Here is a 26,737-nt window from a genome sequence, read left to right as displayed (position 1 = left end):
CGCAGCGGCGCGTAGCGACAGCGTGCGCGCGAGGGAGCCTGCGGAGAGCATCCGCCCGGTCGGCCCCCTCCACCGCTTCGCGGTCCCCCTCCCCCGCAACAGCGGGGGAGGAAAGCTATTCGCCGGTGGCGGCGAAGCGGACTTCGACGTCGTGGGTGCCGGCGGGCGGACTGGAAAGACGCGTGCGGAATTTCGCCGAGGCGCCCGGCTTCAGCGTCGAGACGCCCGGCACGAAGGTCCAGTGATAGAGCTCGCGACTGTCCATGTCGAACAGGCCGACACGCACCAGCGGCACGCTCAGCTCGTGATTGCTGCGGTTGACGATGCGGCCGGTGACGGCGAGGACCTGCTGGCCGTCCTCGGTGCCGAGCTGTTGCGCCACGTCGGTGAAGTCGATGCCGCGCGGATTCACCGGCAGGCCGGCGGCGGCGTAGAAGGACGAGGTCTGCGGCAGCCAGGTGGCGACGCTGTCGCGGAAACTGACGGCAGCCCAGCCGATCACCAGGATCAACGCCACGAGGAGGATCCAGCCGGCGACGACCGCGACACGGCCGAGCCAGGACGCGCCGGCGCGCGGCGCGGACGCCTCTTCCGCTTCCTGCACGACCGCCACCGGCGCCGGCGCGAAAGCGGCAACGCGGGACGGGGCGGCGATGCCGACCGGCTCCGGCGGCGGCGGCGGGGGAGCCGGCGGCTCGTGCACCTCGATCTCGGCCTCCGGATCGGGCTCGGGCACCGGCCCGATCTGATGCCAGACATGACCGCATTTGGCACAGCGCACATTGCGGCCGGCAGCCGGAAATTTGGCCGCGTCCGTCTGATAGCGCGTGGCGCATTGTGGGCAGGTCAGAATCATACGAAGGAGTGTCTCCGGTTGAGACGAAAATACCTTTAAGCCTCAAGCCCTCGCAAGGCGCGGGCCTGCCCGATATGGTCCAAGTCCATGGTACGCTTCGAAAATGTCGGCATGCGCTACGGCTCCGGTCCGGAGGTCCTGCGCGACGTGACATTCGTGCTGGAGGCCGGCTCCTTCACCTTCCTGACCGGCCTGTCGGGCGCCGGCAAGACCACCCTGCTCAAGCTGATCTATCTGGCCGAGCCGCCGTCGCGCGGCCTCATCACCCTTTTCGGCAACGACATGGCGACCCTCAGGCGGGCCGATTTCCCCGCCCTGCGCCGCCGCATCGGCGTCGTGTTCCAGGACTTCCGCCTGCTGCCGCACCTCTCCGCCTTCGACAATGTCGCGCTGCCGCTGCGCCTCGCCGGGCGGCATGAGGGCGAATATGAGCACGATGTGGAGGAATTGCTGTCCTGGGTGGGGCTCGGCGACCGGATGAGCGCAAGGCCGGCAACGCTGTCCGGCGGCGAGCAGCAGCGCATCGCCATCGCCCGCGCCGTGGTGGCCAGGCCCGATCTTCTGATCGCCGACGAGCCGACCGGCAATGTCGATCCGGAGATCGGCGCCAGGCTGATCCGCCTGTTCGGGGAGCTGAACCGGCTGGGCACGACCGTGCTGATCGCCACCCATGACCGCGCCCTGATCGAGAGCACCAAGGCGCGCGAGATGCGGCTGGTCGACGGCCGCCTGGTCGAATTGCGCAACGCGGTGCGGACATGAGCCGTTCGTCGCGCCGCATGCTGCCGCGCGAGAAGGGCGCGGCGCCGCTCGACCTGGTGATCGGCGTGATGGCGTTCCTGGCGGCGCTGGCGCTCGGCGCCTCGCTGGTGGCCGAGCGCGCTTCGCTCGGCTGGCGCGCAGGATTATCGGACCGGCTGACGGTGCAGATCCTGGTGCCGGGCGCGGGCGACGTGAATGCAAGCCTGGGCCGCGAGACCGACGCCGCGCTCGCCGTACTGCGCGCGACGCCGGGCATCGCGCACGCCGCGCCGCTTTCGGATTCGGAAATGCAAAGCCTGGTCGAGCCCTGGCTCGGCAAGGGCGCGCTGGTCGCCGAACTGCCGCTGCCCAAACTGATCGACGCGACGATCGTGCCGGGGACGGTCGTCGACGTCCCCGCGCTCGCCGTGCGGCTGAAGCGGGCGGCGCCCGACGCGCAGCTCGACGATCACGGCCGCTGGATCGCGCGGCTGAAGACGCTGGCGAACACGATCGTGTGGAGCGCCTATGGCATCCTTCTGCTGATCGCGGTCGCCACCGCGTCCATCGTCGCCTTCGCGACGCGCGCCGGCCTGGAGGCGCAGCACGACATGGTGCAGCTGCTGCACCAGATGGGCGCGCATGCCGGCTTCATCGCGCGCGCCTTCGAGCGGCATTATGCGCTGGCGGCGCTGGGCGCGAGCGCGGCCGGCGCGGTGGTCGCGGCGCTTTTGTTCCTCGCCGCCGGCGGACTGGAATTCGCCGGCGTGGAACCGGTGCCGTTCCTGCCGCCCATCGCGCTCCGGCTCGACGAAGTCGCCCGGCTCGCCGCCGTGCCGGTGATCGCGACGCTGATCGCCTGGATCACGGCGCGGCTTTCGGTGCTGGCCGCGGTGCGGGAAATCTATTGAGCGCCCGGATTTTGCCCGGATTCACGCCTAATTGTATCTTAAGCCGATGACGGCAGAGTCGTGACCATGCGCGTCTTGCAGATCCTGGGGGGATTGATCGCGATCTATGTCGCGGGCTTCCTGCTGTTCGTGGCGACGCTGCCGGCGCGCCCGACCCAGAAGCTGAAGGCGGACGGCATCGTGGCGCTGACCGGCGGCGACGCGCGCGTCGACGCGGCGGTCGCGCTGTTCGAGGCCGGCACCGGCAAGCGGCTCCTGATCTCGGGCGCCAACAAGATTTCGAGCAAGGAAGAGCTGAAGCAGATTTCCAACGGCGGGCGGCGCTTCGCGTGCTGCGCCGATATCGGCTATGCGGCGGAGGACACCTATGGCAATGCCGAGGAAGCGGCCGCCTGGGCCGCCAAGCACCATTTCAAGAGCCTGATCGTCGTCACCGCCAGCTATCACATGCCGCGCAGCCTGCGCCTCTTCCATGCCATGATGCCCCGCGTGACGCTGATCGCCTATCCGGTCGAGCCGGCCGGGGTGAACATGGCGGCGTGGTGGCATCCCGGCACGCTGCACCTGCTGCACAATGAGTACTTGAAATACGTCGCAAGCTTTGTGATGACCGCGGTTGACCACAGGACGGCGCCCGGCAAGGCTTGAAACAAGGGCCCGGGCGATTCTTCACGCATGACCATCTTCCGCTCGACGATCTTCATCGTCTGGTTTTCGCTCGTGACCGCCGTGATGGCGGTGGCGTTCCTGCCGGCGCTGGTCCTGCCGCGGAAGATCACGGCGTGGATGGCGCGGCGCTGGGTGGCGGTCAATTTCTGGGGCCTGCGCGTGTTCGCGGGGCTGCGTTTCGAAGTGCGCGGGACCCTGCCGCCCAACGGCGTCGTCATCGCGCTCAAGCATATGAGCATGTGGGAGACGATGGCGATCTACCTCCTGCTCGACGATCCGGCCATCGTGCTCAAGAAGAGCCTGCAATATGTGCCGTTCTACGGCTGGTACATCGCCAAGGCGCGGATGATCGCCATCGACCGCGAAGGCAAGGCCAATGCGCTGCGCAAGATGGCGGCGGCGGCGCGCGCCGAGCTTAAGGCCGGCCGCAGCATCGCGATCTTCCCGGAAGGCACCCGCGTGAAGCCCGGCGCGCCGCCAGACTACAAGCCGGGCGTGGCGGCGCTGTACGGACAGCTCGGCGTGCCCTGCGTGCCGGTGGCGCTCAATTCGGGCCTGTTCTGGACGGGGCCGGTGGGGTTCCTCAAGAAGAAGGGCACCATCGTGGTCGAGTTCCTGCCCGCCATCCCGGCCGGGCTGAAGCGCCGCGAATTCATGGACCGGCTTGAGGGCGCCATCGAGACGGCGACGAACGCGCTGATCGCCGAGGGGCGGACCCTTTTGGACCGCAGGAACAGCCGGTAACCAAGTCGGAACGTTCCGCGAACAAACCTTGATTTTCGCGGCCGAAAGCGTTAGCTGTGTAGCCCGCCACGCGGGCCCCTGGAACGAGGCCATGAGCGATATTTCCCGCCAGATCTGGGACATGAAGTACCGGCTGAAACAGCCGGACGGCACGCCCGTGGACGGCGATGTCGCCGACACCTGGGCGCGTGTCGCCCTGGCCGCTTCCGCCGCGGAGGCCCCGGAGACGCGCGGCGAACAGGCGCTGGCCTTCGCCCAGGCGCTGGCCGGACACCGCTTCCTGCCGGCCGGACGCATTTTGGCGGGCGCGGGCACCGACCGCTCGGTGACGCTCTTCAACTGCTTCGTGATGGGCACGATCGAAGATTCGATGGACGGCATCTTCCGTGCCGTGCGCGAGGCGGCGCTGACGCTGCAGCAGGGCGGCGGCATCGGCTACGATTTCTCGACCCTGCGGCCCAAGGGCGCCGCCGTGAAGGGCGTGGCGGCGGACGCTTCGGGCCCGGTGTCGTTCATGGAAGTGTGGGACGCGATGTGCCGCACCATCATGTCGGCGGGAAGCCGGCGCGGCGCGATGATGGCGACGCTGGCGATCGACCATCCCGACATCGAGACCTTCATCGACGCCAAGCGCGAGCCCGGCCATCTCACCAATTTCAACCTCTCGGTGCTGGTGAGCGACGCCTTCATGGACGCGGTGAAGGCGGACGCGCAATGGGACCTGAACTTCGGCGGCCGGGTCTATCGCAGCGTCAGGGCGCGCGATCTGTGGGACCGCATCATGCGCGCGACCTACGAGACCGCCGAGCCCGGGGTGATCTTCATCGACCGCATCAACGCGGAGAACAATCTCGGATACTGCGAGACGATCTCGGCGACGAACCCGTGTGGCGAGCAACCCCTCCCCCCTTACGGCGCATGCCTGCTGGGCTCGATCAATCTGGCCAAGCTGGTGAAGCATCCCTTCGAAGCGGACGCGCATCTCGACGTCGAGGAACTGGTGCGGCTGACCAAGGTTGCCGTGCGCATGCTCGACAACGTCATCGACGTGTCGCGCTTTCCGCTGCCCGAGCAAGAGGCCGAGGCCAAAGCCAAGCGGCGCATCGGGCTCGGCGTCACCGGCCTCGCCGATGCGCTGATCTTCTGCCGCACGCGTTACGGCTCGCAAGAAAGCGTGGCGCTGATCGATGCCTGGCTGTCGGCGCTGAGCGACGCGGCCTATCTCGCCTCGGCCGAACTCGCCGCCGAGAAGGGCGCGTTCCCGCTGTTCGACGCGCAGGAATTCCTGAACCGGCCTTTCATCCTGCGCCTGCCGCAGGAGGTGCGCGGCGCCATCGCGAAGAGCGGCATCCGCAACGGGCTTCTGACCTCCATCGCGCCGACCGGCACGATCTCGCTGTTCGCCGGCAATGTGTCGAGCGGCGTCGAGCCGGTGTTCGCCTATACCTATACGCGCCGCGTCCTCCAGCCCGACGGCACGCATACGACCGAGGCAGTCGAGGATTACGCCTATCGCGCCTTCCGCGCCCGCTTCGGCGAGGAGGCCGCGCTGCCGGATTATTTCGTCACCGCGCAGACCATCGCGCCGGAAGACCATCTCGCGGTGCAGGCGGCGGCGCAGCGCCATATCGACAGCTCGATCTCCAAGACGATCAACGTGCCGGCCGCCATTTCCTTCGAGGCGTTCAAGGACGTCTATGCCCGCGCCTATGAGCTCGGCTGCAAGGGCTGCACGACCTATCGCCCGAACGCGGTAACGGGCGCCGTGCTGCAGGCGGAGCCGTCCGCCGCCGAGCCGGCGGAAGAGACCGTGCCGGCGCCGCGGCCGCGCGAGAGCATGGGCGGGGTGGTCTACATGACGCGGCCGCTCGACCGGCCGGAGGTGCTGATCGGACAGACCTACAAGATCAAATGGCTGGACAGCGACCACGCCTTCTACATCACGGTGAACGACATCGAGAAGGATGGGCGGCGCCGGCCCTTCGAGGTGTTCATCAACTCCAAGAACATGGAGGCCTATGCCTGGGCGCTGGCGCTGACGCGGATGATCTCGGCGGTGTTCCGGCGCGGCGGCGACGTGTCCTTCGTGGTCGAGGAGCTCAAGGCGATCTTCGATCCGCGCGGCGGGCAGTGGAGCGGCGAGCGTTATGTCCCCTCCCTGATGGCGGCGATCGGCGAGGTGCTGGAGAAGCACATGATCGACACCGGCTTCATCGCGCCGCATGGCGACGCGCTGGTGCCGAGCGAGCGGCGCGCCGTGGCGGTGGCCGCGCAAGGCGCGCCGGCGCGCTTCTGCCCGCGCTGCGGCTCGCCCAGCCTGGTCAAGCTCGAAGGCTGCGAATCCTGCATCTCCTGCGGCTATTCGCGCTGCGGATGACAGGGCCGGCAGCGAAGCGACGGGCCGTTGAATAAGCCGTTCCACATTGCGAACGACAAGGCGCGCGCCCTCATCCTGGCGCGGCACGGCCTATCCGGGGTGCGGCAGGAAGGCGGGGCGAGCGCCGTGGCGCCGCTGATCGGCAAGCTCGGCTATGTCCAGCTCGATTCGATCAAGATCGTCGAGCGGGCGCATCATCACATCCTGTTCTCGCGCCACACCGGCTACCGGCCGCGCCATCTCGACCGGCTGCAGGCCAGGGCCCCGGCGCTGTTCGAGCATTGGACGCACGATTCCTCGCTCATTCCGCTGGAGCATTATCCGCATTGGCGCCACCGCTTCGCCCAGAGCAAAGCCAATGTCGCGGCCTGGCGCGAGCGCATCGGCGACGACAAGGTGCTGGGCGTGGTGCGCGATCACATCGCGGCGCACGGCGCGTCGCGGGCGCGCGACTTCGCCCATCTGGGCGGACGCACCGGACCGTGGTGGGGCTGGGGGCCGGCCAAGGCGGCGCTGGAATATCTCTGGCGCACCGGCGAGCTCGCGGTCCTGGCGCGCGACGGCTTCGAGAAGATCTACGATCTTTCGGAGCGCGCCATCGCGAAAGACCTGCGCGCGGCGCGGCCGACGCGGCTCCAGACCCTGGATTGGGCGCACAACGCGGCGCTCGACCGGCTGGGCGCCGGCACGGCGCGGATGATCGCGGATTTCTGGGGCCATGCCTCCATTCCCGAGGCGGCCAAATGGATCGAGGCCGAAAAGAAGAAGGGCCGGCTGATCGACGTGACGCTGGAAGGCGCGCCGGGCCTGCGCGGCTTTCAGGCCGTGGCGCGGCCCGACATCGAGGCGCAGATGGCGCACTTGCCGGCGCCGACCTCGCGGCTGCGGGTGCTGTCGCCCTTCGATCCGGTGCTGCGCGACCGGGCCCGGGTGGAGCGCATCTTCGGCTTCGACTACCGGCTCGAGGTCTTCGTGCCCGGGCACAAGCGGTCATACGGCTACTATGTCTTCCCGCTGCTGGAAGGCGACCGCTTCGTCGGGCGGATCGACATGAAGGCAGAGCGGGCGAAGGACGCGCTGGCGGTCAAGGCGCTGTGGATGGAGCCGCGCCTGACGCTGAGCAAGGCCCGGCGGAGCAAGCTCGAACGCGAGCTGGCGCGCCAGGCCCGGCTCGGCGAGGTACGCGACATCCTGTTCCCGGCCAGCGCGCTCAAAACCGTCTAGTGTCCCACGTCGGAATTCTGCGCCCTTCACTGTCATCCGCCGCGCCCTTCGACGCCGCCTGCGGCGTCGCTCAGGGTAACGTGCGGCGGACCCAGGTGAAACCTGCACGGTCGGAGCAGATGTCACCTGGGTAGCCCGCATTCGCGGGCCATGACACCTTATTTGAATGCAGGAATTTCCAGCTCAGGACACCAGGTTCGCGCCCGATGAAATATTCCAGCCGGTTCTTCCTCTATGCGCCGCTGGCGCTGTTCCTCGCCCTGGCGGGCGGGACCGGCATCTATTGGTGGATCGCGGCGAGCGCCCTTTCGTCGCGGCTGGACGCGATGAACGGCCATGAGGCGATGCCGGGCGTGACGCTCGCCTTCGCGTCGAAAAGCGTCAGCGGCTTTCCGTTCAACCTCGACGTCGTGTTCCAGGATCTCAGCGTGACGGCGACGACGCCGCATGGGCCTTCGTCCTGGAGAAGCGAAAAATTCGCGATGCACGGCCTGACCTATGGCCGCGAGCAGTTCATCTATGAGGCGGCGGGGCGCCAGGCGCTGCGCTGGCGCGATCTTGCCGGCAAACCGCACGAGATGCCGTTCGCGGTCGGCGATCTGCACGCCAGCACGATCGCGGGGGCGCGCGGGCTGTCGCGCGTCGATCTCGACCTTGTGGGCTTCGGCTCGCCGGCGCTGACGGCGGGACGCGTGCAGCTTCACGCGCGGATCGCGCCCGGCGGCACCACGCTCGATCTCTTCGTCACCGCCGACGAGGTGCATCTTTCGCCGCGGCTGACATCCTTGTTCGGCCCGGACATCGCATCGGTGAAGCTCAACGCCTCCGCCACGCCGGCGCGGGCGTTCGACGGGCTGCGCGCCGGCCTGACCGACTGGGTGAGCGCGCTCGAAACCTTCCGCACCGCGAACGGCGCGCTGGCGGTGAACGACCTGGAGATTTCCTGGAAGGGATTGAGCGCGATGGGCAAGGGCCGTCTCGCGCTCGACCCCACGCATGCGGCGGACGGGCTGCTGGATTTCAAGATCGCGGGAATCGAGACGCTGCTCGACAATGCGCGCCGGCACGGCGTGCGGGGCAATCAGAACGCGGGCATCGCGGCGGCCCTGCTGGACCGCGCGGCGCTGGCGGGCAGCAATCCGGCAGGACTGCTGGGCGCGGTGGTCGGCGTCCATGGCGGCATCGTCACCGTCGGCGGCGAGCCTGCGACGACGGAAGAGCCGCTGTACTGATCCAGAGCCCGGAAGACGGTCCAAGAACCGGTTCGTGCTCCGACGGTTGCGTTCTCTCGCGCCGCCAGACGCTGGGCGACGTGCCGACGAGACGGCGGAAGCGCGTCGCAAGATGGGCCTGATCGGAAAAACCGGTGCAAAGCGCGATCTCGCATAGAGGCTTGTCCGTCGTCAGCATGAGTTCCTGCGCCTTCTCGATGCGGCGCTGCACCACATAGGCGTGCGGGCTGACGTCGAACTGCGTCTTGAAGGCGCGCTGGAAGTGGCTGGGACCGAGGCGAGCGACCGCGGACAGCTCCGGTATCGTCAGAGACCCTTCGAGGTTCGCCTCGACATAGGTCTTGACGCGCTGCACCTGCCACGGCGCCAGTCCGCCGCGCGCGGGTCTTGCGATGGGATCGGGAACGACATCCGCCGCCTCGAGAACCGAGCATGCCCTCAAGATATAACCGCACGCGGCCTCGCGGTTCGTATCCAGCATTTTCAGGCCGACGCGCAGCAAATCCACCGCGATCCGATCCGCCTTGCGCGCATTGCTGTTGGCCGGCAGGCAAGGTTGGACGGCGGCAATCGGCGGCTCGTCCGATACGGCGTACATCGAAAACTCCATCGCGATCCATGGCGGTCGTTCCGCCGGATGGAGAACGGCGCAGCTTGCGGAAGAGATCATTCGCGGCGTGTTAAGCGATATTAAGCGGTGCTTATTCCGGCTGCAAAATCCTGTAGCGCGCAGGAATTCCCGATTTTTCTTCAAAGCCGGCGGGTCAGGCGCTTCGGTCAGGCCGCGATCCGGGCGGCCGCGGGATCGCACAGCTGATAGCCGCGTGCCCAGACCGTCCGGATGTAGCTCTCGCCGGGATTTGCTTGAGTCAGCTTCTTGCGGAGCTTGCAGATGAAGACGTTGATCGTCGTTATGCAGGGCTCGTCGCGGCCGTCATAGAGATGCTCGAGCAGGGTGCTCTTGCTCAAGGTCCTGCCCTTGCGAAGCGCCAGGAACTCCAGCATCTGATATTCCATCGTCGTCAGCGGAACTTCGACGCCGGAAACCCGGGCCGTCTTCGCTTCCAGATCGATCGACAGACTGCCGATCGTGATGAGCGATTGGGCATGGGCCCGCGACCGGCGGATGATCGCGCGCAGGCGCGCGATGAGTTCGACCTTATGATACGGCCTGGCCAGACAGTCATCCGCGCCAAGGCTCAAGGCCGCGACGCGCGCCGATATCGCCGCGTCGCCCGAAAGCACAAGGACCGGCGTGCCGACATGGGCCGCCCGCAGCGCGCGCAGGATATCGTTGCGCGACTTGCCGCTCAGCGACTGCTCAAGGATGATCGCGTCATACTCATAGCGCCGCGCCAGATCGATGGCCTCTTCTCCGACGGAACAGAGATAGCTCCCATAGCCCTCGGACCGCAGAACCGCGCGCAAATCCTCCGCGGCCGCCGGATTGTCGTCGATCACGAGTACGCGCATGGCCTGGTTCCATTCGGACTTGGTTTTCTGGCCGGCGCCGCGCGCTTCGCGGAAACCGGCAAGATCACCATGCGGCGATCCATTGCGAATCTCTTGCTGAAAGCAGCGATCTTTTTTCCGTTCGCGCTTTTATTCGTCGGGCGACCGGATCGACCGTGCGGCGACGCGCCTGGACGCTCGCGGGCTTCGCGGATCCGCGAGTTCCATCTCCGAATGTTCGCCGCGCCGGCAAACTTTGCGTCGCGGGCGTGAAAATCGGCCGCGAATTTTGAAAGCAGAGCGCGGCGCGGACGCCTATCTCGTCATCATCGGCGAAGTCGCCGCAGACCGGATCGTCGTCGTCCGACGTTTTCGCCGGCGACGCGCTTCTCCGGTCCGAGTCCGGAACTCGGTGTCCGGCGCACGTTGATACCAACCGCAGCAGGCAGATAAAATATGCACGCTTTCGCGCAATTCACGACACGGATATTCGCACCGCTGGAAAGCCTGGCGGCGCTGCTTGCCGGGCATTTCGCGGCATTCGCCTGCACGCCATGGGGCGCCTTTGCCGTCGCGGCGGTCGTCGTCACGTCGATCGCGGTCGGCATCGGCTGCGGGTCGTGGGCGATCGGCGAGCGGATGCGGTCGTCGCGGCATCGCGAACGCATGCTGGCGACGCTTCGCCGCCAGCAGGTCGCGCTGCATTTCCGAGACGCGCTGATCGGCGCGCTCCCCGAAGCCGTTGTCGTGCTGCGGGCCAATGCGCGCGCGCCGCTCAGCTTCGGCGGCGGGAGCGCCCTTCTGAAGCACTGCCTGGCCGGGCCGGACGCCGTCAAGCTCGCGACCGCGATCGACGATCTGATGTCGCGCGGGGCCGCGTTCGCGCTTTCGGTTCGCACGATCGGCATCCGGCCGATGGCCGTTCGCGGCCGGCGCGTCGGAGACAGCGTCGCGATCTTCATCCAGGACAGTCGCTCGTTCAGCCGGCCTTCGTCGCGGGATGCGACGCTTGCCGCAAACGCTGCGCAGGGGCGCGTCGTCCGGAACCGGCATCTGGCCGTCGTCGATGACGCGGCCCCGAAGCCCCCATCGCCCGACGAGGCCGCGGCGATCGACTCGCTGACCGAGGGTGCCATCGTCGTCGGGGCGGACGGCCGCCTCAGGCAGTACAATCCGGCCTTCGCGCGGCAATGGTCGCTGCGTGCCGAGGAGATCGGCGCCCATCCGCATCTGCGCGAGCTCGCCGCCCTGTGCGCGGCCGTCCTGGGTCCCGACGGGATATGGGACGTCGTCGCATCGGGCGCGGCGTCGGCGGAGCCCGAGCGTTACAACGATTGGGGCGCGCTCATACGCGGCGACGGCCAGGCCGTGTCGCTTTCCTTTTCCCGCATGCCGGGCGGCGACACGCGCGTGATCTTCGCCGAGGTGCTGCCGGCGCCGCGGCTGCCGGCGCTTGCGGCCTTGACGATGGCGGCGTGATGCTGGCGCTCCTATCCCACCTGCAATCGATGCTGCCGGCCGCGACGGCGCAGCGCATTCTGGTCGTCAACGGGCATCCCGATCCGCGGCCGGAACGTTTCTGCGCCGCGGTGTGCGCGGCTTACGCGAAGGGCGCGCGCACGAGCGGCTTCCGGACGCGCCGGCTGGATATCGGAAGGCAGGGGCTGCCCTTTGAAGTGTGGAAATCGGGAGCCGGCGTGCAAGGCGACCTTGCCCAGATGCTCGAGGGCATCTGGTGGGCCGACCGGCTCTTCGTCGTCTATCCGATGTGGTTCGACGGTCCGCCGCCGGCGCTCAAATTCCTGTTCGACGCCTTCGCGGAGCGTCGCGCGTCGGAAAAGTCGCTGTTCGGCGCCGGCGAATTGCAGGTCGAAGACCGAGAGGCGCGGGTCGTCGTTACGACGAGCCTGCCGGCGCTTCTTTATCGGGCCGGCACCGGAAAGGTCGCGACGCCGCTGCCGGGCCTGCGCATCGCGCAATCCACCTATATCGGGAGCGTCGATACGATCTCGCCGGCGGACCGCGGCCGCTGGCTGGACCGCATCTACACGCTCGGCCTTCGCGAAAAACGAAATCCGCGCCGCCAAAAGAGCGCTGCAGAGAGGCCCGTATCGTGATCTTCCGGATCGTGTTCGGCATCTTCGTCGTGTGCCTGCTGGTCCCGCACGAGCCGGATATCGGCTTCGGGCGCCTGGCGGCCGAACGGCTCCTGAGCATCGCCGCCGCCGATTTGTACGGCACCCTTTCGACCGAGCGCGCCGAGATGGCAACCGCCCGTCCCGACAGACCCGCAAGCGCGACCCGCGCCAAGATCTGAGATCGCAGTCAGCGGGAGGACGGATTGCGCTTTCGCGCCTTCGTCTTTTTCGCGGGCGCGACCGGGGCCGGCGTGCGCCCGAAATTCACCGCAGCGCTGTCCTGGCCGGCATCGACGATGCCGCGCCGGATCGCGCGGGTGCGGGTGAAGAGCTTGAACAGCGCGTCGCCGTCGCCCCAGCGGATCTGGCGCTGCAACGCGCTCAAATCCTCGCTGAAGCGGCCCAGCACTTCGAGCACGGCGTCCTTGTTGTTGAGGAACACGTCGCGCCACATCGTCGGATCGGAGGCCGCGATGCGCGTGAAGTCGCGAAAGCCGCCGGCGGAGTATTTGATCACCTCGCCTTCGGTGACGCTTTTCAGGTCGTCGGCGGTGCCGACGATGTTGTAGGCGATCAGATGCGGCACATGGCTGGTCACCGCGAGCACCAGGTCGTGATGCTTGGCATCCATCATGTCGACCTTGCTGCCGAGCCGCTCCCAGAAGGCGCGCACGGCCCGGACCGCGCGCTTGTCGGCGCCCCGGGGCGGCGTCAGGAGGCACCAGCGGCCGTCGAACAATTCGGCGAAGCCGGCGGAAGGCCCCGACTGCTCGGTGCCCGCGACCGGATGGGCCGGCACGAAATGGACGGTCTTGGGAAGATGCGGCGCCACATCGGCGATCACCGCGCCCTTGACCGAGCCGACATCGCTGACGATGGCGCCCGGCTTCAGGCTGGAGGCGAACGCCTTGGCGAGCGCGCCATAGGCGCCGACCGGCGTCGCCAGGATCACGAGGTCCGCGCCTTTGACCGCCGCCGCGGGCGTCGCCGCATAACTGTCGGCGAGTTTCAGCCGACGCGCGACGGCGAGCGGCTCCCTGCGGTCATGCGCCACGATGTGGTGCGCGGCACCGCCGCGGCGCATGGCGCGCGCGACCGACGAGCCGAGCAGGCCGAAGCCCAGGATGGCGACGCGGTCGAACAAGGGCTTCGTCATCTGGCTTTCGCGAAATCGGCCAGCGCCGCGACGGCGGCGCGATTGGCCTCTTCCGTTCCGACGGTCAGGCGCAGGCAGTCGGCCAATCCGTATGCCGCGACGCCGCGCAGGATGACGCCGCGGCGAGACAGGAATTCGTCGGCAGCCTTCGCGGTCTTGGCATCGGCGAAGTGAATCAGGACGAAATTCGCCACGCTGTCGTCGACGCGAAGCCCGAGCTTGCGGATCTCGCCGGTCAGCCAGGCACGCCAGGTTTCGTTGTGCGCGAAATTGGCTTCGAGATGGGCGCCATCGGTCATCGCCGCGGCGGCGGCGCGCTGCGCCGGCACCGAGACGTTGAACGGGCCGCGGATGCGGTTGAGCACATCGGCCACGTCCGCCGGGCAATAGGACCAGCCGACCCGAAGGCCCGCCAGGCCGTAGATCTTCGAGAAGGTCCGTGTCATCACCACATTGGGGAAGCGCGAGACCATTTCGATCCCGGTCTCGTAGTCGTTGCGGCGGACATATTCGGCGTAGGCGGCATCGATGATGAGCAACGTGTCGGGCGAAAGCCCGGCATGCAGGCGGCGCACCTCCTCATGCGGAAGATAGGTGCCGGTCGGGTTGTTCGGATTGGCGAGATAGACGAGGCGCGTCTTCGGCGTCACCGCCGCCAGCAGGGCATCGACGTCGGTCGTCAGATTCTTCTCCGGCACCGATACCGGCGTCGCGCTGTTGGTGAGCGCCGCGATCCGATAGACGAGGAAGGCGTGCTCGCTGAACAGGACCTCGTCGCCGGGGCGCAGATAGGCCGTCGCCAGCAGGGTGAGGATCTCGTCCGAGCCGTTGCCGCAGACGATGCGGCTGGCGTCCAGGCCGTAATGCTGCGCGACGGTCTCGCGCAAGATTTTCGCGCTGCCTTCGGGATAGATGTCCAGGCCGTCTGCCGTGGACCGGAAAGCCTCGATCGCCTTCGGGCTGGCACCGAGCGCCGATTCGTTGGACGACAGCTTGTAGGTCTTCGCCACGCCGTCGACGCCGGCACGGCCGCCGACATAGGGCTCGATGTCGAGAATGCCGGGACGGGGCGTGAGCGTCATGGCGCGGGAACTCCGGTCAGCGGATTGGCATAGCAGCCGACGATCGCCGTGCGCAGGATGGTCTCGCCGCCCTGTTCCATCAGCGCGCCGAGGCGCGAATCGCCCGGCTGCACGAAGCCGGCGACATCGAGCAGATGATGGCGGACCGGGCTGTTGCCCGAATCGCGGCTGACGGCCAGCAGGCGCGCTTCGAACCCACCCTGCTTCAGCAGCGACTGGAGCTTGGTGAGGCTGAGGCCGTCCCTGGCTTCGAGCAGGACCAGCGTGGTGTCGTCGCCGCTGGGCTCCGGCTCCAGCGTCCCGATGACATAGGCGGATGGCTGCTCGGCGCCGGCGAGCGGAAGGGTGGCGACGACGCGCGGCCCGACCTGTCCGGCCGGGGTGAGCTGGGCCCACCAGGCGCGGGCGTTCTCATCGCTTTCGGGCGGCGGCACGACTCCGAAGGCGGCGGGATCGCCCGAGCATTCGTGCACGATGGCGGTCGCCGACAGATGGCCCTTCATCGCCACCAGCGAGCCGAACAGATCGCGCGCCAGGTCGCGGAACGGACCGGCACGGTCGGCGGCATAGACATGGACGGTGCGGCCCGCCGGCGCCTTTGCGGCCATCATCTCGCGCCAGATGCGCAGCAGGACGGGCAGCGGCAGGCTGCCCTTGTGGCGGCCGGCAAGCCGGCGCAGGCGCATGGCCTGCTCGGCCGGCGAGGCGAGGGTGGCAAGCTGCGCCCACTTCATCAGGAGGTCGTGGATCTTGTCGTCCAGGGCATCCAGCTTGGCGGGCAGATCGGCGGATGATGTCTTGCGCGGCGGCATCGGTGAAATTCGTATTTATCCTTGTTTTTCAAGAAACGCCCCGCCGGATGGCCGAAGGGGCGGTATTGATAAGGGCGGCGCCGCGCAAAATCAAAGCGCCGGTTTGACACCGCCGGCCGCTGGCCTTAGCAAAACCGCCCCTAGGTCAGGGCAACTGCGGAAAAGAGAGGCGAATGGCGGGAGTCGGCAATCCGAAATTCCTGCGTCCGGTGGCCGACACCGACGCCGATATCGGCCATGCGATCACCTTCGACGCGCCGCTTATGCTCGATTGCGGCAGGACGATCGCGCCCCTGACCGTGGCGTACATGACCTATGGCACACTGAATGCGGACAAATCGAACGCCGTCTTGGTCTGCCATGCGCTTACCGGGGACCAGTTCGCCGCCTCCGCCCATCCCGTCACCGGCAAGCAGGGCTGGTGGGACACGATGGTGGGGCCAGGCAAGCCGATCGATACCGACAGGTTCTTCGTGATCTGCTCCAACGTGCTGGGCGGCTGCATGGGCACGACCGGCCCGGCCGAGATCGCCGCGGCGACGGGGCGGCCCTACGGCCTCGACTTCCCGCTGGTCACCATCCGCGACATGGTGCGGGCGCAGGCCATGCTGCTCGATGCGCTCGGCATCGAGAAAGTGCTCAGCGTGATCGGCGGCTCGATGGGCGGCATGCAGGTGCTGCAATGGGCGGCGGACTTTCCGGACCGCGTCCTCTCCGCCGTGCCGATCGCCTGCGCGGCGCGCCATTCGGCGCAGAACATCGCCTTCCACGAGGTCGGCCGCCAGGCGATCATGGCCGATCCGGACTGGAAGAACGGCACCTATCAATTGCACGGCGTGCAACCGTCGAAGGGCCTCGCGGTTGCACGCATGGCGGCGCACATCACCTATCTGTCGGAAGCCGCGCTGCAGCGCAAATTCGGCCGCGAATTGCAGGACCGCGAGCAGATTTCCTTCGGCTTCGGGCCGGACTTCCAGATCGAATCCTATCTGCGCCATCAAGGCATCGCCTTCGTCGACCGCTTCGACGCCAATTCCTATCTCTACATCACGCGCGCGATGGATTATTTCGACCTCGCGGCCGAGCGCGGCGGCGTGCTGGCGCAGGCCTTCGCCGGCGCCAAGGCGCGCTTTCTCATCGTCTCCTTCACCAGCGACTGGCTGTTTCCCACCGCGGAGAACAAGCATGTCGCGCATGCGCTGAACGCCAGCGCCGCCACCGTCAGCTTCGTGGAGATCGCGACCGACCGCGGCCACGACGCCTTCCTGCTCGACGAGCCGGAGATGTTCGCGACCATCCGCGGCTTCCTGAATTCCGTCGCCCAGTCGGTGGGCGCATGACGGCGGCGCTCCGCCCCGACCTGGCGGCGATCGCGGAGATGATCCCCCGGAACGCCCGCGTGCTGGACGTCGGCTGCGGCGACGGCGCGCTGCTCGAGGTGCTGTCGACCACCAAGGGCGTCGACGGCCGCGGCATCGAGCTGTCGCAGCAGAACGTGAATGCCTGCGTGGCGCGCGGCCTGCCGGTGATGCAGGGCGATGCCGACACCGATCTCGGCGAATATCCTTCCGGCGCGTTCGACGTGGCGATCCTCAGCCAGACCATCCAGGCGACGCGCAATCCGAAGGACGTGCTGGGACATCTGTTGCGGATCGGACGGCGCACCGTCATCTCGCTGCCGAATTTCGGCCATTGGCGCGTGCGCGCGTCGCTTCTCGCGCATGGCCGCATGCCGCGGACGCGCGCGCTGAGCTATTCCTGGTACGACACGCCGAACATCCATCTGTGCACCATCGCCGATTTCCTCGGGCTGGCGCGGGAGATGGGGGCGAAGATCGAGCGCGCGCTGGCGCTGGATGAGAAAGGCCGGTCGAGCGCGATGCGGGCGGAATCCTGGGGCCCGAACATCCTGGCCGACGGCGCGATCTTTCTTTTGAAAAAGGACTGAGGGTCGACCGTCCCCTTGTGGGCAGGGCCGAAAAATCGGAGCGGAGCGAAGATTTTTCGGGGAGGGGGCGCGGGGCCGACCCCTCCCCGAAATTTGCTTCGCAAAATCCCTGCTGCGCTTCGCGTTCGTACGCTGACGCTACGAACCCCTCAAGGGGAGGGCGAACGTCCGACGTCAGCCGGCGCCGAGAAGTTCGAGCACCTTGGAATAGCCGTTCACGCCATACTTATAGAGGCCTTGGTTGCAGAAGCCCGCCGCGCCCCGGGCCTGGCTCTGGGCCTTGGCATAGTTCGGCGACTGCTGGTTGGCGTCGAGAGCGGCCGACACCTTCTTCTGCATGTGCAGGCAGCCGAAGACCGTATTCGGCTCGTCGGTCTGCGCGGCGGCGGCGGTCCCCAGCATCACCGACAGCACGGCGGCCGAGACCACATATTTCGTGAGATTCATCGCATCCTCCTATTTGAACCGGCACTCGGCCGGTGAGGTGCATTTGGGGGAGGAGCATGACGAATGTAAGAGGGGGACGATCACGCATCCGTCAGAGTGATGACGTTCCTATTACGCTCGCGCGGCGGCGCGCGTTTCTTCCGCGGCAAACGGGCTTTGCGCGCAGCATTCGCTGAAGCGCATGCCCGATGCGCGAAAATCGGATGCGGTTCAAACTAGCGGATTGCATCGTGACGGCGATGTCATCGTTGCCGCGATTCGTTAACGATCGGTGCGCATCGTGGCCTGCACCTCGCGCGCGGGCGACCATTGCGAAACCGTCTTGCCGACCCGCACGGGCGCAGCGCCGTAGAATGTCTTGCCGGCCTCGACCAGATGCACGCCCGCGATGCCCGGCGCGATCCGCTTGAGCACGCGGTCCCATCCGAGCCCGGTGCGCACCAGGCGGCGGCCGCGGAACGGCGGCATGTAGAGCGCGCGATCCCAGGCCAGCGGTTCGAACAGGGCGCCGCGCAGCAGACGGTCGAGCTCGCCGCGGCTGAAGGGCCGGCCGATGCCGAAGGGCGAGCGGTCGAGCTGGGCCCACAGGCTGGTGCGGTTGGGCGCGACCAGCAGCAGGCGGCCTTCCGGCGCCAGCACGCGCCAGAGCTGGCGTAGCAAGGGACGCGCGCCGTCCGCGCCTTCCAGGCCGTGCACGACGAGGATGCGGTCGAAGAAGGCATCGGGAAAGGGCAGCGCCGCCTCGTCGCCGAGCGCGGTCAAGGAACGGGCAGGGGGCCAGGCGACGACGCCCTGCTGCGCCGGCATGAGCGCGACGACACGCTCCGCCTCCGCCTGGAACTGCCTCAAATAAGGCACGGCGAAACCGTAGCCAAGCAGGCAGGTGCCCCTGGCCGAGGGCCACAGGACACGCATCTGGCGGGCGATGATGCGCCGCGTCAAAAGGCCCAGCGGCGCCTCGTAGAAATCCGCCAAGTCTGCGGCATCAAGTTGCATGCTCATTGCCTAGCGCGACGCCGCGTCCGGTTCAACGCGCGCAGGCCCGCTGTTAGGGTCCCTATTCGCGCAAAAGGACAACAATATGGCCGCGCTTGAGATCGAACTCGTTCCGTGCCTGAAGGACAATTACGCCTATCTGGTCCATGACGCGGATGCGAAGCTGACGGCGGTGGTCGATCCGTCCGAGCCCGAGCCGGTGCGCCAGGGGCTGTCGCGGCATGGCTGGGCGCTGACCCATATCCTGAACACCCATCATCATTTCGACCACACGGGCGGGAACCTTCCGCTCAAGGAGCAATTCGGCGCCAAGGTGGTGGGGCCGGAGAAGGACCGCGAACGCATCCCCGGCATCGACGAGGGCGTGGGCGAAGACGCGCCCTGGACCTTCGGCGCGCGCAGCGTGCCGGTGCTGGAGATCCCGGCGCATACCAGGGCCCATATCGCCTTCGTGTTCGACGACGCGGTGTTCACCGGCGACACGCTGTTCGCGATGGGATGCGGGCGGCTGTTCGAGGGCACGCCCGCGATGATGTGGGCGAGCCTGTCCAAGCTGATGACGCTGCCCGACGCGACGCGGGTCTATTGCGGCCACGAATACACGCTGAGCAACGGCCGTTTCGCCCTGACGCTCGAGCCGGGGAACGCGACGCTGGCGCAGCGCCAGCGCGAGGTCGAGGTCCTGCGCGCCAAGGGAGCCCCGACCATCCCGTCGACCATCGGGCTCGAGAAGCTGACCAATCCCTTCCTGCGGCCGGGTTCGGCCGAGATCCGCCATTCGCTCGGCCTGATCCATGCGAGCGACGTCGACGTCTTCGCCGAGATGCGCAAGCGGAAGGACAATTTCTGACGCGCAGCGGCCTTTGGCCGAAACACGTTGTGATGCCCGCGAAGTCGGGCATCCACGGACCGGACAATCCGCCAAGACTGGATTCCCGCCTACGCGGGAATGACAGTCTGGAAATCGTCTCGCAAAGACGAAATTGGCTTACGGCTTACTTGTCGTCGTCGTCGTCATCGCTGTGGTGGTGGCGATGATGGTGGCTGGAATCGTCGTCGTCATCGGAATCGCCGCCGACGGTGTCGGCCGCGCCCCGCACGACGCTGCCGGCGACGTGGGCGGTCGTGCTCACCACGGTGGTGGCCACGCCGACGCCGGCGCTCGCGACATCGTAGGCGATGCAGCCGGACAGCGCGAAACCCAACAAACCCACGGCGGCAAGCGGAAACAGAACGCGCATCGGACAATCCCCTTCGACGACCGGGCGAGGATCGCACAAACCATGTCAACGAACCACTAAGGAGTGGAACTTGACCGCGCCCGGCGCGATCATGGCGCAAATGTAACCGTTGTGGTTCCCGCCATGGAGGAAGGGCCGATGACGGGTTACGCTCGCCCCCAAACGGGGGGCATCATGCAATTTCTTCACAATCTGCCGGTTTACGAATTCTCGCTCGGCGGGCTCGGTACGGAATTCACCGTGCTGGCGCTCGCGGTGGCGCTGGGGCTGTTCCAGCTTCTGGTCGCCGCGCGCACCGGCAACGGCCAGCGCGGGCTCAAATGGAATGTCGGGGCGCGGGACGAACCGCCGCCGCCGGTCGGACCGGTCGCCGGCAGGCTGGAGCGCGCCGCGCGCAATTTCATGGAGACGTTTCCGTTTTTCGCGACGATCGTGATCCTCCTGGCGCTGACGGCACGGCACAATTGGGCGACGGTGTGGGGGAGCGAGATCTATCTGGCGACGCGCATCGTCTATCTGCCGCTCTACGGCTTCGGCGTGCCGGGACTGCGGACGCTGGTGTGGCTGGTCTCGCTGCTGGCGATCCTCCTGCTGCTCGGCGCCCTGTTCTTTCCGGCACTCTGAATGGCGAAGGCTTATTTCGCGACCCAGATCTACAAGGCGCAATTGCCGGCCGCCGCCAATGCGGCGCTGGCGCGCGTCTGCCTCGCCATCGCGCGCGACGACCTGGCGGGGCGGCGCTGGGCCAAGGCGCATGGCTATCGCGGCTATACCTCCTATGCCTCGCTCGACGATTTGCCGACCCGCGCGCCGGAATTCGCCGAGCTCGTCGCCCGCATCGATCCCCATGTCCGCCGCTTCGCGCGGGACTTGCAGTTCGCGCGGACGAGGCTCGCGCTCGACAGCCTGTGGCTGAACGTCATGGAGCCCGGCGCGGTGCACGCCGCGCATATCCATCCCCATTCGGCGATCAGCGGCACCTATTACGTGGCGCTGCCCAAGGGCGCGAGCGCCATCCGCTTCGAGGACCCCCGCCTGCCCCTGATGATGGCGGCGCCGGTGAAGCGGCCGACCGCGCGCGAGAAGCCCTTCGCGACGCTGGCGCCCAAGCCGGGCACGCTTCTGCTGTGGGAGAGCTGGCTGCGCCACGACGTGCCGCAGAACGACGCGCGCAAGCCGCGCATCTCGATCAGCTTCAACTATCGCTAGGCCAAGCGGCCTACCAGTCGTTCAGGCCGACGAAGCGGCGGAAGCCCGAGGCGACGGCCCAGCGACCCCATTCCGTCCGCAGCCGGATGGTTTCGACGGGGCTGCCCGTGCCCTGGCCGATGCCGAGGATTTCCATCTCCGCGCAGCCGCGGAAGGGCCGCCCGTCCGGCGGCGGCAGATGGGCGCCGGGGCGCTGGAGGCGGACATATTCTGAATCCTCGACGCCGTCCGACGCCAGGACCACGGTCGTCGGCAGGCTGCCGCAGCCGATGCTCTGCGCCACATTGTCGAGGAAGGCGAGGATGTTGGTGTTGTCCTGCGAACGCCATTTGCCGCTGTTCACGAGATAGGGCGTGCCGGCGATCAGCTTCTGGATTTCGCCGGCGACATGGTCGGGACGGTTCCGCGCCGAAATCAGCGCGTCGTAGTAGAAATTGTTCGACGAGGCGTCGTAGCTGCCGAAGGTGCGCACATGCACCTCCGACGCCATGCCCAGCCCGCGCACGATATTGGCGATGCGGGCGGCCACCTTGTCGGCGAATTGCTGGTCGTCGACCAGCGGGTTGGACTTGGAGATGTCGAGCCCGATGACGAGCCGCTGCGCCGGAATCGCCGCTTCCTCGTTGAGCGAGGCCATGACGATGTCGGCGTCGCGCGTCGCGTGCACGGCCATGACGCCGCCGCCGGTGAGTCCGATTGCCGTGACCGCCGCGAGCAGGATCTTCATGCCGGGGCGCTACGCCCCGCCGCCGCGCTTGTCGGCGAGCTGCAGCAGGTGGAGCTGGGCGAACTGGCGCTGGCGGTGCTTGTAGTCGCGCGCGATGTGCAGGTTGCGCACATTGTTCTCGACCGTGAGCATGTAAAGCGCCGCCACCGTGGTCACGATGAAGAAGATCACCGAGGCGAAGGCGAGCCAGAACCAGGAATCGGCCGCCGCCAGCGAGGCCGTCGACAGCTTCGGCAGGCCGAGCGAGACGCCGTCCGAGGCCGGCGTCAGCGTCGCCATGCGCGGGTCGGAGGCCGGTTTGGGCGCGGTGAACAGGGCGTCGATGGAGCTCGACCCGGCGCCGCTGGCGCCGTCCTCGCGCGGCTGTTCCAGCGTGGCGGAGGTGCCGCCGGCCATGTTGTTGTAGGCGACGAGATAGCCGAGGCAGCCGATCATGACGAGCGCCAGCACGAAGGCGGTCGCGATCATCGTGTTGCGGCCGTAGACGCCGGTGATCTTCAGGAAGAAGTGCACGATCAGGACCGCGAAGATCACCTGCAGGCTCTTGAAGATCACGGTGCTTTGCAGGCTGGCGGGAACGACCATGAACTCGTTCGACAGCGCGCGCGTCCACACATCGCCGCGGATGATCTGGTAGTCCACGAACATCGCGAGCAGGGCGATGGCGATCGCGAGCACGAGGGCGGCGATATAGAGCGGGCGGTAATGCGCGACCTGGCGGCTCTTCTCCATGTTGCGCATGATGATGTCGGCGTCGTCGCGTTCGACCGCGCTCAAGGGATCAGGCGTCGCATCGTCATCCTCGCCCTCCTCGTCGTCTTCGTCCTTCTTGCCGAACCAGGCGAAGGTGCCCTTGCGGCGGTGCTGGTTGGCGGCGGAGACGCGCTCGCCGCGCTTGACCCAGTCGGGACCCCAGGACGGCGTGTCGATCGGGGTCTTGAGACGCTCGACGAGCTGCGCCTCCAGGCGGGCGCGGACCTGCGGCGTCATCGCCTGCGCATCGGCGAGCGATCTGGCCTCGCGGTCGAACTCCTCCGGCGACAGGCCGTGGAAAAGCTCGTGGCTCAGCTTCTTGCGGCGCACCGGCACGGCGTAGGTGTCGTCGTTTTTCGGAAGATAAGCGACCATAGCGGCCCCCCAGCAGGCGTCAGCGCGCGGAGATGTCCCCACGCCGAGACATGGTAAAAATGTAGTTAAGCGGGAACGCGGCGGGAATGCGGCAAACCCGCCACAATTGGCCCTGAATCGGCAACCCGCCGGACATCGCGCCGCAATGTGCGGGTTCCGCGCACGGAAACTTACGTCCGCAAGGCCGCGCCGGTCGCCTTGGCGACGGCGGCGACGATCTTCTGCGCCAGCGCCTCGATCTGCGGTTCGGTCAGCGTTCCGTCCCTCGGCTGGATGCGCACGGCAACCGCCAGCGATTTCTTGCCGTCGGGCACGCCCTTGCCTTCATAGACGTCGAACAGCGTCACCTGTTCGATCAGGTTGCGCTCGGCGCCCCGGGCGGCGCGCAACACCTCGTCGGCGCTCACGCCGGCGTCCACCAGGAACGCAAAGTCGCGCTCGATGGCCTGATAGGGCGAGGGCGCGAACACCGAGCGGGCCTTGCCCTTGGCCTTGGACTCGGGGACGGCGTCGAGGATCACCTCGAACGCCGCGACCGGACCCTTGAGGTCGAACGCCGCCAGCACCTTGGGATGCACCTCGCCGAAGGTCGCGAGGATTTTCGGCCCGAGCGCCAGCGTGCCGGAGCGGCCCGGATGGTACCAGGACGGCGCGCCCGGCTTGATCGGCGCGGTCATCGCGGCGCCTATGGCGGCTTCCAGCGCCGCCAGCATGTCGGCCTTGACGTCGAGGGCGTCGGCCGGATGGGTGGACTTCGTCCAGCTCCGCAGGCCTTCGCCGGTGCGGATGCCGGCGGCGACCGTCGCCTGGGCCTCGGGCATACCGCTGTCGAACTGGGCGCCGACCTCGAACAGCATCAGGTCGTGGAAGCCGCGCGCGACATTGCGCTGGGCGGCGGCGAGCAGGGAGGGCAGCACGCTGGGGCGCAGCGCGTCGAGCTCGGCGGCGATCGGGTTCTCCACCTGGCGCGCCGCATCGCCGCCGCCGAACAGGGCGGCATGGGCGCGGGGAATGAACGAGAAACCGATCGTCTCGTTGAAGCCGCGCGCTGCCAGCGTGCGGCGCACGATGCGGGTGCGGCGCTGGGCCGGCGTCAGCGTCGGCTTGGCGACGGGATTGTCGCGAGAAAGCGGCACCGACGGCACCTTGTTGAGGCCGTGAATGCGCACGACCTCTTCGACCAGATCGGCCTTGCCGGCGACATCGCTGCGCCAGGAGGGTGGGGTGACTTTCAGCGGCGCGCCGTCCTCGACCGCGAAGCCAAGGCGGGAGAGGATCGAGACCGTTTCCGCCTTCGGCACGTCGATGCCACCGAGACGGGCGACATAGGAAGGATCGAAGGCGATGGTCCGCTTCCAGTCCGGCACGGCGCCGGCGACGACGATGTCGGAGGGCTCGCCGCCGCACCAGTCGAGGATCAGCCGCGTGGCGAGTTCGAGACCCGGCACGACGAATTCGGGATCGACGCCGCGCTCGAAGCGGTAGCGCGCATCCGACACGATGCCCAGCCTGCGCCCGGTGCGCGCGGTGCGGACCGGATCGAAATAGGCCGATTCGATGAAGACGTTGGTGGTCGTCTCCGAGCAGCCGCTGTCCGCGCCGCCCATGACGCCGGCGATGCCGCGCGCCGCCGCGTCGTCGGCGATGACGGTCATGTCCGCATCGAGCGTATAGGTCTTGCCGTCCAGCGCATGAAGCTGCTCGCCGTCTTTCGCGAGGCGGGCGTGGAGATTGCCGGTCAGCTTGTCGGCGTCGAACACATGCAGCGGCCTGGCGCGGTCGAGCGACAACAGATTGGTCACGTCGACCAGGGCGGAAATCGGCCGGAGGCCGACGGCCTTGAGACGATCCTGCACCCATTTGGGCGAAGGGCCGTTCTTGACGCCGCGCACCAGACGGCCGGCGAAGAGCGGGCAGGCATCTTTCGCCGCGGCATCGAAATCGAGCGCGATGGTCTTGGGCGAGGGAAACGAACCCGGCACCGGCGCGACCGATCCGTCCTTGAGCGTGCCCAGGCCCGATGCCGCGAGATCGCGCGCGATGCCGTAGACCCCGGCCGCGTCGCCGCGATTGGGCGTGAGATTCACATCGATCACCGGATCGGTGAGGCCGAGCGCTTTCGCCACCGGTTCGCCGACCTTGGCAGCGGCGGAGAGTTCGATGATGCCGTCGTGATCCTCGCCGAGCAGCAGCTCGCGCGCGGAGCACAGCATGCCGCGCGATTCGACGCCGCGGATCGTGCCGGTCTTCAGCACCTCGCCCGTCACCGGGATGACGATGCCGGCCCGCGCAAACACGCCTTTCATGCCGGCATGCGCGTTGGGCGCGCCGCAAACCACCTGGATCGGCGCACCGGCGCCGGCATCGACCATGCAGAGCTTCAGCTTGTCGGCATTGGGATGCTTCTCGGCCGACACGACATAGCCGACCACGAAATCCTTCAGGCGCGCGCCGGCGTCTTCGATCGATTCCACTTCGAGACCGATGGCGGTGAGCTTGTCCGCGATCGTCGCGGCGTCGGCGTCGGTGTCGAGATGCTCCTTGAGCCAGGAGAGCGTGAATTTCATCGGCTGAGCCCTCCGTCGAGGGTCGGCGTGTCGAGCGCCGCGAAGCCGTAATGGCGCAGCCAGCGCAGGTCGGATTCGAAGAAGGAGCGGATGTCGGGGATGCCGTATTTCAGCATGCCGAGCCGGTCGATGCCGCCGCCGAAGGCGAAGCCCTGATGCACATCGGGGTCGAGGCCGCACATCTCCAGCACTTTCGGATTGACCATGCCGGAGCCGCCGAGCTCCAGCCAGTCATTGCCATGGCCGAAGGTGATCCTGCCCGGCACCGAGCGGTCGCAGCGCAGGTCCCATTCGACCGAGGGTTCGGTGAAGGGGAAGAAGCTCGGCCGCGCCCGCAGCTCGACCTTGTCGACCTCGAAGAACGCCTTGCAGAATTCCTCGATGGTCCATTTGAGATGGCCGAGATGGATGTCCTTGTCGATCACCAGGAGCTCGAACTGGTGGAACATGGGCGAATGCGTGGCGTCGCTGTCGACGCGGTAGGTGCGCCCCGGCGCCACGACGCGGATCGGCGGTTTCTGCTTGAGCATGGTCCGCACCTGCACCGGCGAGGTGTGGGTGCGCAGGATGTGCTGGCTGCCGTCGGCCTGCCGGGCGAGGTAGAAGGTGTCCTGCATCTGCCGCGCCGGATGATCGGGCGGGATGTTCAGCCTGGTGAAATTGTAGTCGTCATATTCGACGTCCGGCCCTTCGCCGACGGTGAATCCCAGATCGCCCAGGATCGTGGTGATCTCGTCGAACACCTGGGAGACGGGATGGATGCTGCCTTGCGGGCTCGGCCGCGGCGGCAGCGTGACGTCGATCTTCTCGCCCGCCAGGCGCGCGTTGAGCGCGGCGTCGCCGAGCGCGGCCTTGCGCGCGGCAATGGCGGCGCCGACCGTGTCGCGCAGGCCGTTGAACAAAGGGCCGTTGACCTTGCGTTCCTCGGCGGTCATGCCGCCCAGCGTCTTCAGGAGTTCGCTGACCGAGCCCCTCTTGCCGAGGGCGGAGACGCGGATGGCTTCGAGCGCGGCCTCGTCCGACGCAGCCGACACTGCGCCCAGAAGCTCGCGTTGGAGTTCAGTGATGTCGCTCACGATT

Annotated in this window: 28 protein-coding genes; 15 read left to right on the top strand and 13 right to left on the bottom strand. The window is 67.6% G+C overall.

Annotated features, from left to right (window positions below; translation table 11 throughout):
- Positions 1-115: 115 nt before the first annotated feature.
- The gene (locus WDN01_18050) at positions 116-856 is read right to left on the bottom strand and encodes a DUF3426 domain-containing protein (GenBank protein ID MEJ0027932.1); all 741 of its coding nucleotides are present in this window, start codon (positions 854-856) and stop codon (positions 116-118) included.
- A gap of 87 nt (positions 857-943) precedes the next feature.
- Between WDN01_18050 and ftsE the strand changes: the two genes are divergently transcribed.
- The 7 genes from ftsE (at position 944) to WDN01_18015 (ending at position 8,754) form a co-directional block, all read left to right on the top strand.
- Positions 944-1,618, top strand: a complete 675-nt coding sequence (ftsE, locus tag WDN01_18045) for a cell division ATP-binding protein FtsE (GenBank protein MEJ0027931.1) — start codon at positions 944-946, stop codon at positions 1,616-1,618.
- Positions 1,615-2,508: a hypothetical protein gene (locus WDN01_18040; protein ID MEJ0027930.1), complete on the top strand. Its 894-nt coding sequence runs from the start codon at positions 1,615-1,617 to the stop codon at positions 2,506-2,508. Before ftsE ends, WDN01_18040 begins: the two co-directional genes overlap by 4 nt.
- Positions 2,509-2,574: 66 nt before the next feature.
- Complete coding sequence (locus tag WDN01_18035; GenBank protein MEJ0027929.1) at positions 2,575-3,156, top strand: YdcF family protein; 582 nt, start codon at positions 2,575-2,577, stop codon at positions 3,154-3,156.
- A gap of 27 nt (positions 3,157-3,183) precedes the next feature.
- Complete coding sequence (locus WDN01_18030) at positions 3,184-3,921, top strand: lysophospholipid acyltransferase family protein (GenBank protein ID MEJ0027928.1); 738 nt, start codon at positions 3,184-3,186, stop codon at positions 3,919-3,921.
- Positions 3,922-4,012: 91 nt separating this feature from the next.
- Complete coding sequence (locus WDN01_18025) at positions 4,013-6,298, top strand: adenosylcobalamin-dependent ribonucleoside-diphosphate reductase (protein ID MEJ0027927.1); 2,286 nt, start codon at positions 4,013-4,015, stop codon at positions 6,296-6,298.
- Between the two features lie 27 nt (positions 6,299-6,325).
- Positions 6,326-7,522, top strand: coding sequence for a crosslink repair DNA glycosylase YcaQ family protein (locus WDN01_18020; GenBank protein MEJ0027926.1), 1,197 nt, complete (start codon positions 6,326-6,328; stop codon positions 7,520-7,522).
- A 206-nt stretch (positions 7,523-7,728) separates the two neighbouring features.
- Positions 7,729-8,754, top strand: coding sequence for a DUF2125 domain-containing protein (locus tag WDN01_18015; GenBank protein MEJ0027925.1), 1,026 nt, complete (start codon positions 7,729-7,731; stop codon positions 8,752-8,754).
- On the opposite strand, the gene WDN01_18010 is transcribed toward WDN01_18015, so the two are convergent.
- Entirely contained in the window at positions 8,708-9,352 is a 645-nt protein-coding gene (locus tag WDN01_18010) for an AraC family transcriptional regulator (GenBank protein MEJ0027924.1), read from the bottom strand. The two genes, WDN01_18015 and WDN01_18010, sit on opposite strands and share 47 nt — an antisense overlap.
- Positions 9,353-9,531: 179 nt before the next feature.
- Positions 9,532-10,227 carry a response regulator transcription factor gene (locus WDN01_18005; GenBank protein MEJ0027923.1) on the bottom strand — a complete coding sequence of 232 codons (696 nt, stop codon included), beginning with the start codon at positions 10,225-10,227 and terminating at the stop codon, positions 9,532-9,534.
- Between the two features lie 435 nt (positions 10,228-10,662).
- Here WDN01_18005 and WDN01_18000 point away from each other — a divergent pair, with 435 nt between their 5' ends.
- Genes WDN01_18000 through WDN01_17990 form a run of 3 tightly spaced genes read left to right on the top strand, consistent with a single transcriptional unit; the run spans position 10,663 to position 12,523 of the window.
- Entirely contained in the window at positions 10,663-11,685 is a 1,023-nt protein-coding gene (locus WDN01_18000; protein ID MEJ0027922.1) for a hypothetical protein, read from the top strand.
- Entirely contained in the window at positions 11,685-12,323 is a 639-nt protein-coding gene (locus WDN01_17995) for an NAD(P)H-dependent oxidoreductase (GenBank protein ID MEJ0027921.1), read from the top strand. Before WDN01_18000 ends, WDN01_17995 begins: the two co-directional genes overlap by 1 nt.
- Positions 12,320-12,523 (top strand): hypothetical protein, encoded by a 204-nt coding sequence (locus WDN01_17990; GenBank protein MEJ0027920.1) that lies wholly within the window; start codon positions 12,320-12,322, stop codon positions 12,521-12,523. Before WDN01_17995 ends, WDN01_17990 begins: the two co-directional genes overlap by 4 nt.
- Positions 12,524-12,531: 8 nt before the next feature.
- Here the strand turns inward: WDN01_17990 and WDN01_17985 are convergent, their stop codons facing one another.
- The 3 genes from WDN01_17985 to WDN01_17975 are packed head-to-tail and all read right to left on the bottom strand — an operon-like array spanning position 12,532 to position 15,394.
- A complete protein-coding gene (locus tag WDN01_17985) occupies positions 12,532-13,500 on the bottom strand; it encodes a prephenate/arogenate dehydrogenase family protein (GenBank protein MEJ0027919.1) in 969 nt (322 codons plus the stop codon).
- Positions 13,497-14,582: a histidinol-phosphate transaminase gene (gene hisC / locus WDN01_17980; protein MEJ0027918.1), complete on the bottom strand. Its 1,086-nt coding sequence runs from the start codon at positions 14,580-14,582 to the stop codon at positions 13,497-13,499. The genes WDN01_17985 and hisC overlap by 4 nt, the downstream gene beginning before the upstream one ends.
- Positions 14,579-15,394 carry a hypothetical protein gene (locus WDN01_17975; GenBank protein ID MEJ0027917.1) on the bottom strand — a complete coding sequence of 272 codons (816 nt, stop codon included), beginning with the start codon at positions 15,392-15,394 and terminating at the stop codon, positions 14,579-14,581. Before WDN01_17975 ends, hisC begins: the two co-directional genes overlap by 4 nt.
- Positions 15,395-15,567: 173 nt before the next feature.
- Between WDN01_17975 and WDN01_17970 the strand changes: the two genes are divergently transcribed.
- On the top strand, positions 15,568-16,734 hold the full coding sequence (locus WDN01_17970; protein ID MEJ0027916.1) for a homoserine O-acetyltransferase: 1,167 nt from the start codon (positions 15,568-15,570) through the stop codon (positions 16,732-16,734).
- Positions 16,731-17,342, top strand: a complete 612-nt coding sequence (gene metW / locus WDN01_17965) for a methionine biosynthesis protein MetW (protein MEJ0027915.1) — start codon at positions 16,731-16,733, stop codon at positions 17,340-17,342. Before WDN01_17970 ends, metW begins: the two co-directional genes overlap by 4 nt.
- 174 nt (positions 17,343-17,516) lie before the next feature.
- Here metW and WDN01_17960 read toward each other — a convergent pair whose 3' ends face one another.
- Together WDN01_17960 and WDN01_17955 are read right to left on the bottom strand one after the other, a co-directional pair.
- Complete coding sequence (locus tag WDN01_17960) at positions 17,517-17,789, bottom strand: hypothetical protein (protein MEJ0027914.1); 273 nt, start codon at positions 17,787-17,789, stop codon at positions 17,517-17,519.
- 261 nt (positions 17,790-18,050) lie between these two features.
- Positions 18,051-18,785 carry a methyltransferase domain-containing protein gene (locus WDN01_17955; protein MEJ0027913.1) on the bottom strand — a complete coding sequence of 245 codons (735 nt, stop codon included), beginning with the start codon at positions 18,783-18,785 and terminating at the stop codon, positions 18,051-18,053.
- Positions 18,786-18,870: 85 nt separating this feature from the next.
- Between WDN01_17955 and gloB the strand changes: the two genes are divergently transcribed.
- A complete protein-coding gene (gene gloB, locus WDN01_17950; protein MEJ0027912.1) occupies positions 18,871-19,635 on the top strand; it encodes a hydroxyacylglutathione hydrolase in 765 nt (254 codons plus the stop codon).
- A gap of 145 nt (positions 19,636-19,780) precedes the next feature.
- Here the strand turns inward: gloB and WDN01_17945 are convergent, their stop codons facing one another.
- Entirely contained in the window at positions 19,781-20,026 is a 246-nt protein-coding gene (locus tag WDN01_17945; GenBank protein ID MEJ0027911.1) for a hypothetical protein, read from the bottom strand.
- A gap of 174 nt (positions 20,027-20,200) precedes the next feature.
- On the opposite strand from WDN01_17945, the gene WDN01_17940 reads away from it, so the two are divergent.
- Positions 20,201-20,650, top strand: coding sequence for an MAPEG family protein (locus WDN01_17940; protein ID MEJ0027910.1), 450 nt, complete (start codon positions 20,201-20,203; stop codon positions 20,648-20,650).
- Positions 20,651-21,235: a TIGR02466 family protein gene (locus WDN01_17935; GenBank protein MEJ0027909.1), complete on the top strand. Its 585-nt coding sequence runs from the start codon at positions 20,651-20,653 to the stop codon at positions 21,233-21,235. It abuts the gene before it with no gap.
- A 10-nt stretch (positions 21,236-21,245) separates the two neighbouring features.
- Here WDN01_17935 and WDN01_17930 read toward each other — a convergent pair whose 3' ends face one another.
- The 4 genes from WDN01_17930 to pheS all read right to left on the bottom strand — a co-directional run bounded on the left by WDN01_17930 (position 21,246) and on the right by pheS (position 26,733).
- Positions 21,246-21,962, bottom strand: a complete 717-nt coding sequence (locus WDN01_17930) for a hypothetical protein (protein ID MEJ0027908.1) — start codon at positions 21,960-21,962, stop codon at positions 21,246-21,248.
- A gap of 9 nt (positions 21,963-21,971) precedes the next feature.
- The gene (locus WDN01_17925; protein ID MEJ0027907.1) at positions 21,972-23,090 is read right to left on the bottom strand and encodes a hypothetical protein; all 1,119 of its coding nucleotides are present in this window, start codon (positions 23,088-23,090) and stop codon (positions 21,972-21,974) included.
- A gap of 170 nt (positions 23,091-23,260) precedes the next feature.
- Entirely contained in the window at positions 23,261-25,657 is a 2,397-nt protein-coding gene (pheT, locus tag WDN01_17920) for a phenylalanine--tRNA ligase subunit beta (protein MEJ0027906.1), read from the bottom strand.
- Positions 25,654-26,733, bottom strand: coding sequence for a phenylalanine--tRNA ligase subunit alpha (pheS, locus tag WDN01_17915; protein MEJ0027905.1), 1,080 nt, complete (start codon positions 26,731-26,733; stop codon positions 25,654-25,656). The genes pheT and pheS overlap by 4 nt, the downstream gene beginning before the upstream one ends.
- Positions 26,734-26,737: the final 4 nt, after the last annotated feature.

The sequence above is a fragment of the Rhizomicrobium sp. genome, from assembly GCA_037200985.1.
In the GTDB taxonomy this organism is placed as follows: Bacteria; Pseudomonadota; Alphaproteobacteria; order Micropepsales; family Micropepsaceae; genus Rhizomicrobium.
Note: the sequence above shows the minus strand (reverse complement) of the source record. Positions and strands in the feature narration are given on the sequence as shown.

Coding starts and splice junctions, on each gene's coding strand:
- WDN01_18050 (MEJ0027932.1), bottom strand. CDS start 856: ATGATTCTGACCTGCCCACAATGCGCCACGCGCTATCAGACGGACGCG.
- ftsE (MEJ0027931.1), top strand. CDS start 944: ATGGTACGCTTCGAAAATGTCGGCATGCGCTACGGCTCCGGTCCGGAG.
- WDN01_18040 (MEJ0027930.1), top strand. CDS start 1,615: ATGAGCCGTTCGTCGCGCCGCATGCTGCCGCGCGAGAAGGGCGCGGCG.
- WDN01_18035 (MEJ0027929.1), top strand. CDS start 2,575: ATGCGCGTCTTGCAGATCCTGGGGGGATTGATCGCGATCTATGTCGCG.
- WDN01_18030 (MEJ0027928.1), top strand. CDS start 3,184: ATGACCATCTTCCGCTCGACGATCTTCATCGTCTGGTTTTCGCTCGTG.
- WDN01_18025 (MEJ0027927.1), top strand. CDS start 4,013: ATGAGCGATATTTCCCGCCAGATCTGGGACATGAAGTACCGGCTGAAA.
- WDN01_18015 (MEJ0027925.1), top strand. CDS start 7,729: ATGAAATATTCCAGCCGGTTCTTCCTCTATGCGCCGCTGGCGCTGTTC.
- WDN01_18010 (MEJ0027924.1), bottom strand. CDS start 9,352: ATGTACGCCGTATCGGACGAGCCGCCGATTGCCGCCGTCCAACCTTGC.
- WDN01_18005 (MEJ0027923.1), bottom strand. CDS start 10,227: ATGCGCGTACTCGTGATCGACGACAATCCGGCGGCCGCGGAGGATTTG.
- WDN01_18000 (MEJ0027922.1), top strand. CDS start 10,663: ATGCACGCTTTCGCGCAATTCACGACACGGATATTCGCACCGCTGGAA.
- WDN01_17995 (MEJ0027921.1), top strand. CDS start 11,685: ATGCTGGCGCTCCTATCCCACCTGCAATCGATGCTGCCGGCCGCGACG.
- WDN01_17985 (MEJ0027919.1), bottom strand. CDS start 13,500: ATGACGAAGCCCTTGTTCGACCGCGTCGCCATCCTGGGCTTCGGCCTG.
- hisC (MEJ0027918.1), bottom strand. CDS start 14,582: ATGACGCTCACGCCCCGTCCCGGCATTCTCGACATCGAGCCCTATGTC.
- WDN01_17975 (MEJ0027917.1), bottom strand. CDS start 15,394: ATGCCGCCGCGCAAGACATCATCCGCCGATCTGCCCGCCAAGCTGGAT.
- WDN01_17970 (MEJ0027916.1), top strand. CDS start 15,568: ATGGCGGGAGTCGGCAATCCGAAATTCCTGCGTCCGGTGGCCGACACC.
- metW (MEJ0027915.1), top strand. CDS start 16,731: ATGACGGCGGCGCTCCGCCCCGACCTGGCGGCGATCGCGGAGATGATC.
- WDN01_17960 (MEJ0027914.1), bottom strand. CDS start 17,789: ATGAATCTCACGAAATATGTGGTCTCGGCCGCCGTGCTGTCGGTGATG.
- WDN01_17955 (MEJ0027913.1), bottom strand. CDS start 18,785: ATGCAACTTGATGCCGCAGACTTGGCGGATTTCTACGAGGCGCCGCTG.
- gloB (MEJ0027912.1), top strand. CDS start 18,871: ATGGCCGCGCTTGAGATCGAACTCGTTCCGTGCCTGAAGGACAATTAC.
- WDN01_17945 (MEJ0027911.1), bottom strand. CDS start 20,026: ATGCGCGTTCTGTTTCCGCTTGCCGCCGTGGGTTTGTTGGGTTTCGCG.
- WDN01_17940 (MEJ0027910.1), top strand. CDS start 20,201: ATGCAATTTCTTCACAATCTGCCGGTTTACGAATTCTCGCTCGGCGGG.
- WDN01_17935 (MEJ0027909.1), top strand. CDS start 20,651: ATGGCGAAGGCTTATTTCGCGACCCAGATCTACAAGGCGCAATTGCCG.
- WDN01_17930 (MEJ0027908.1), bottom strand. CDS start 21,962: ATGAAGATCCTGCTCGCGGCGGTCACGGCAATCGGACTCACCGGCGGC.
- WDN01_17925 (MEJ0027907.1), bottom strand. CDS start 23,090: ATGGTCGCTTATCTTCCGAAAAACGACGACACCTACGCCGTGCCGGTG.
- pheT (MEJ0027906.1), bottom strand. CDS start 25,657: ATGAAATTCACGCTCTCCTGGCTCAAGGAGCATCTCGACACCGACGCC.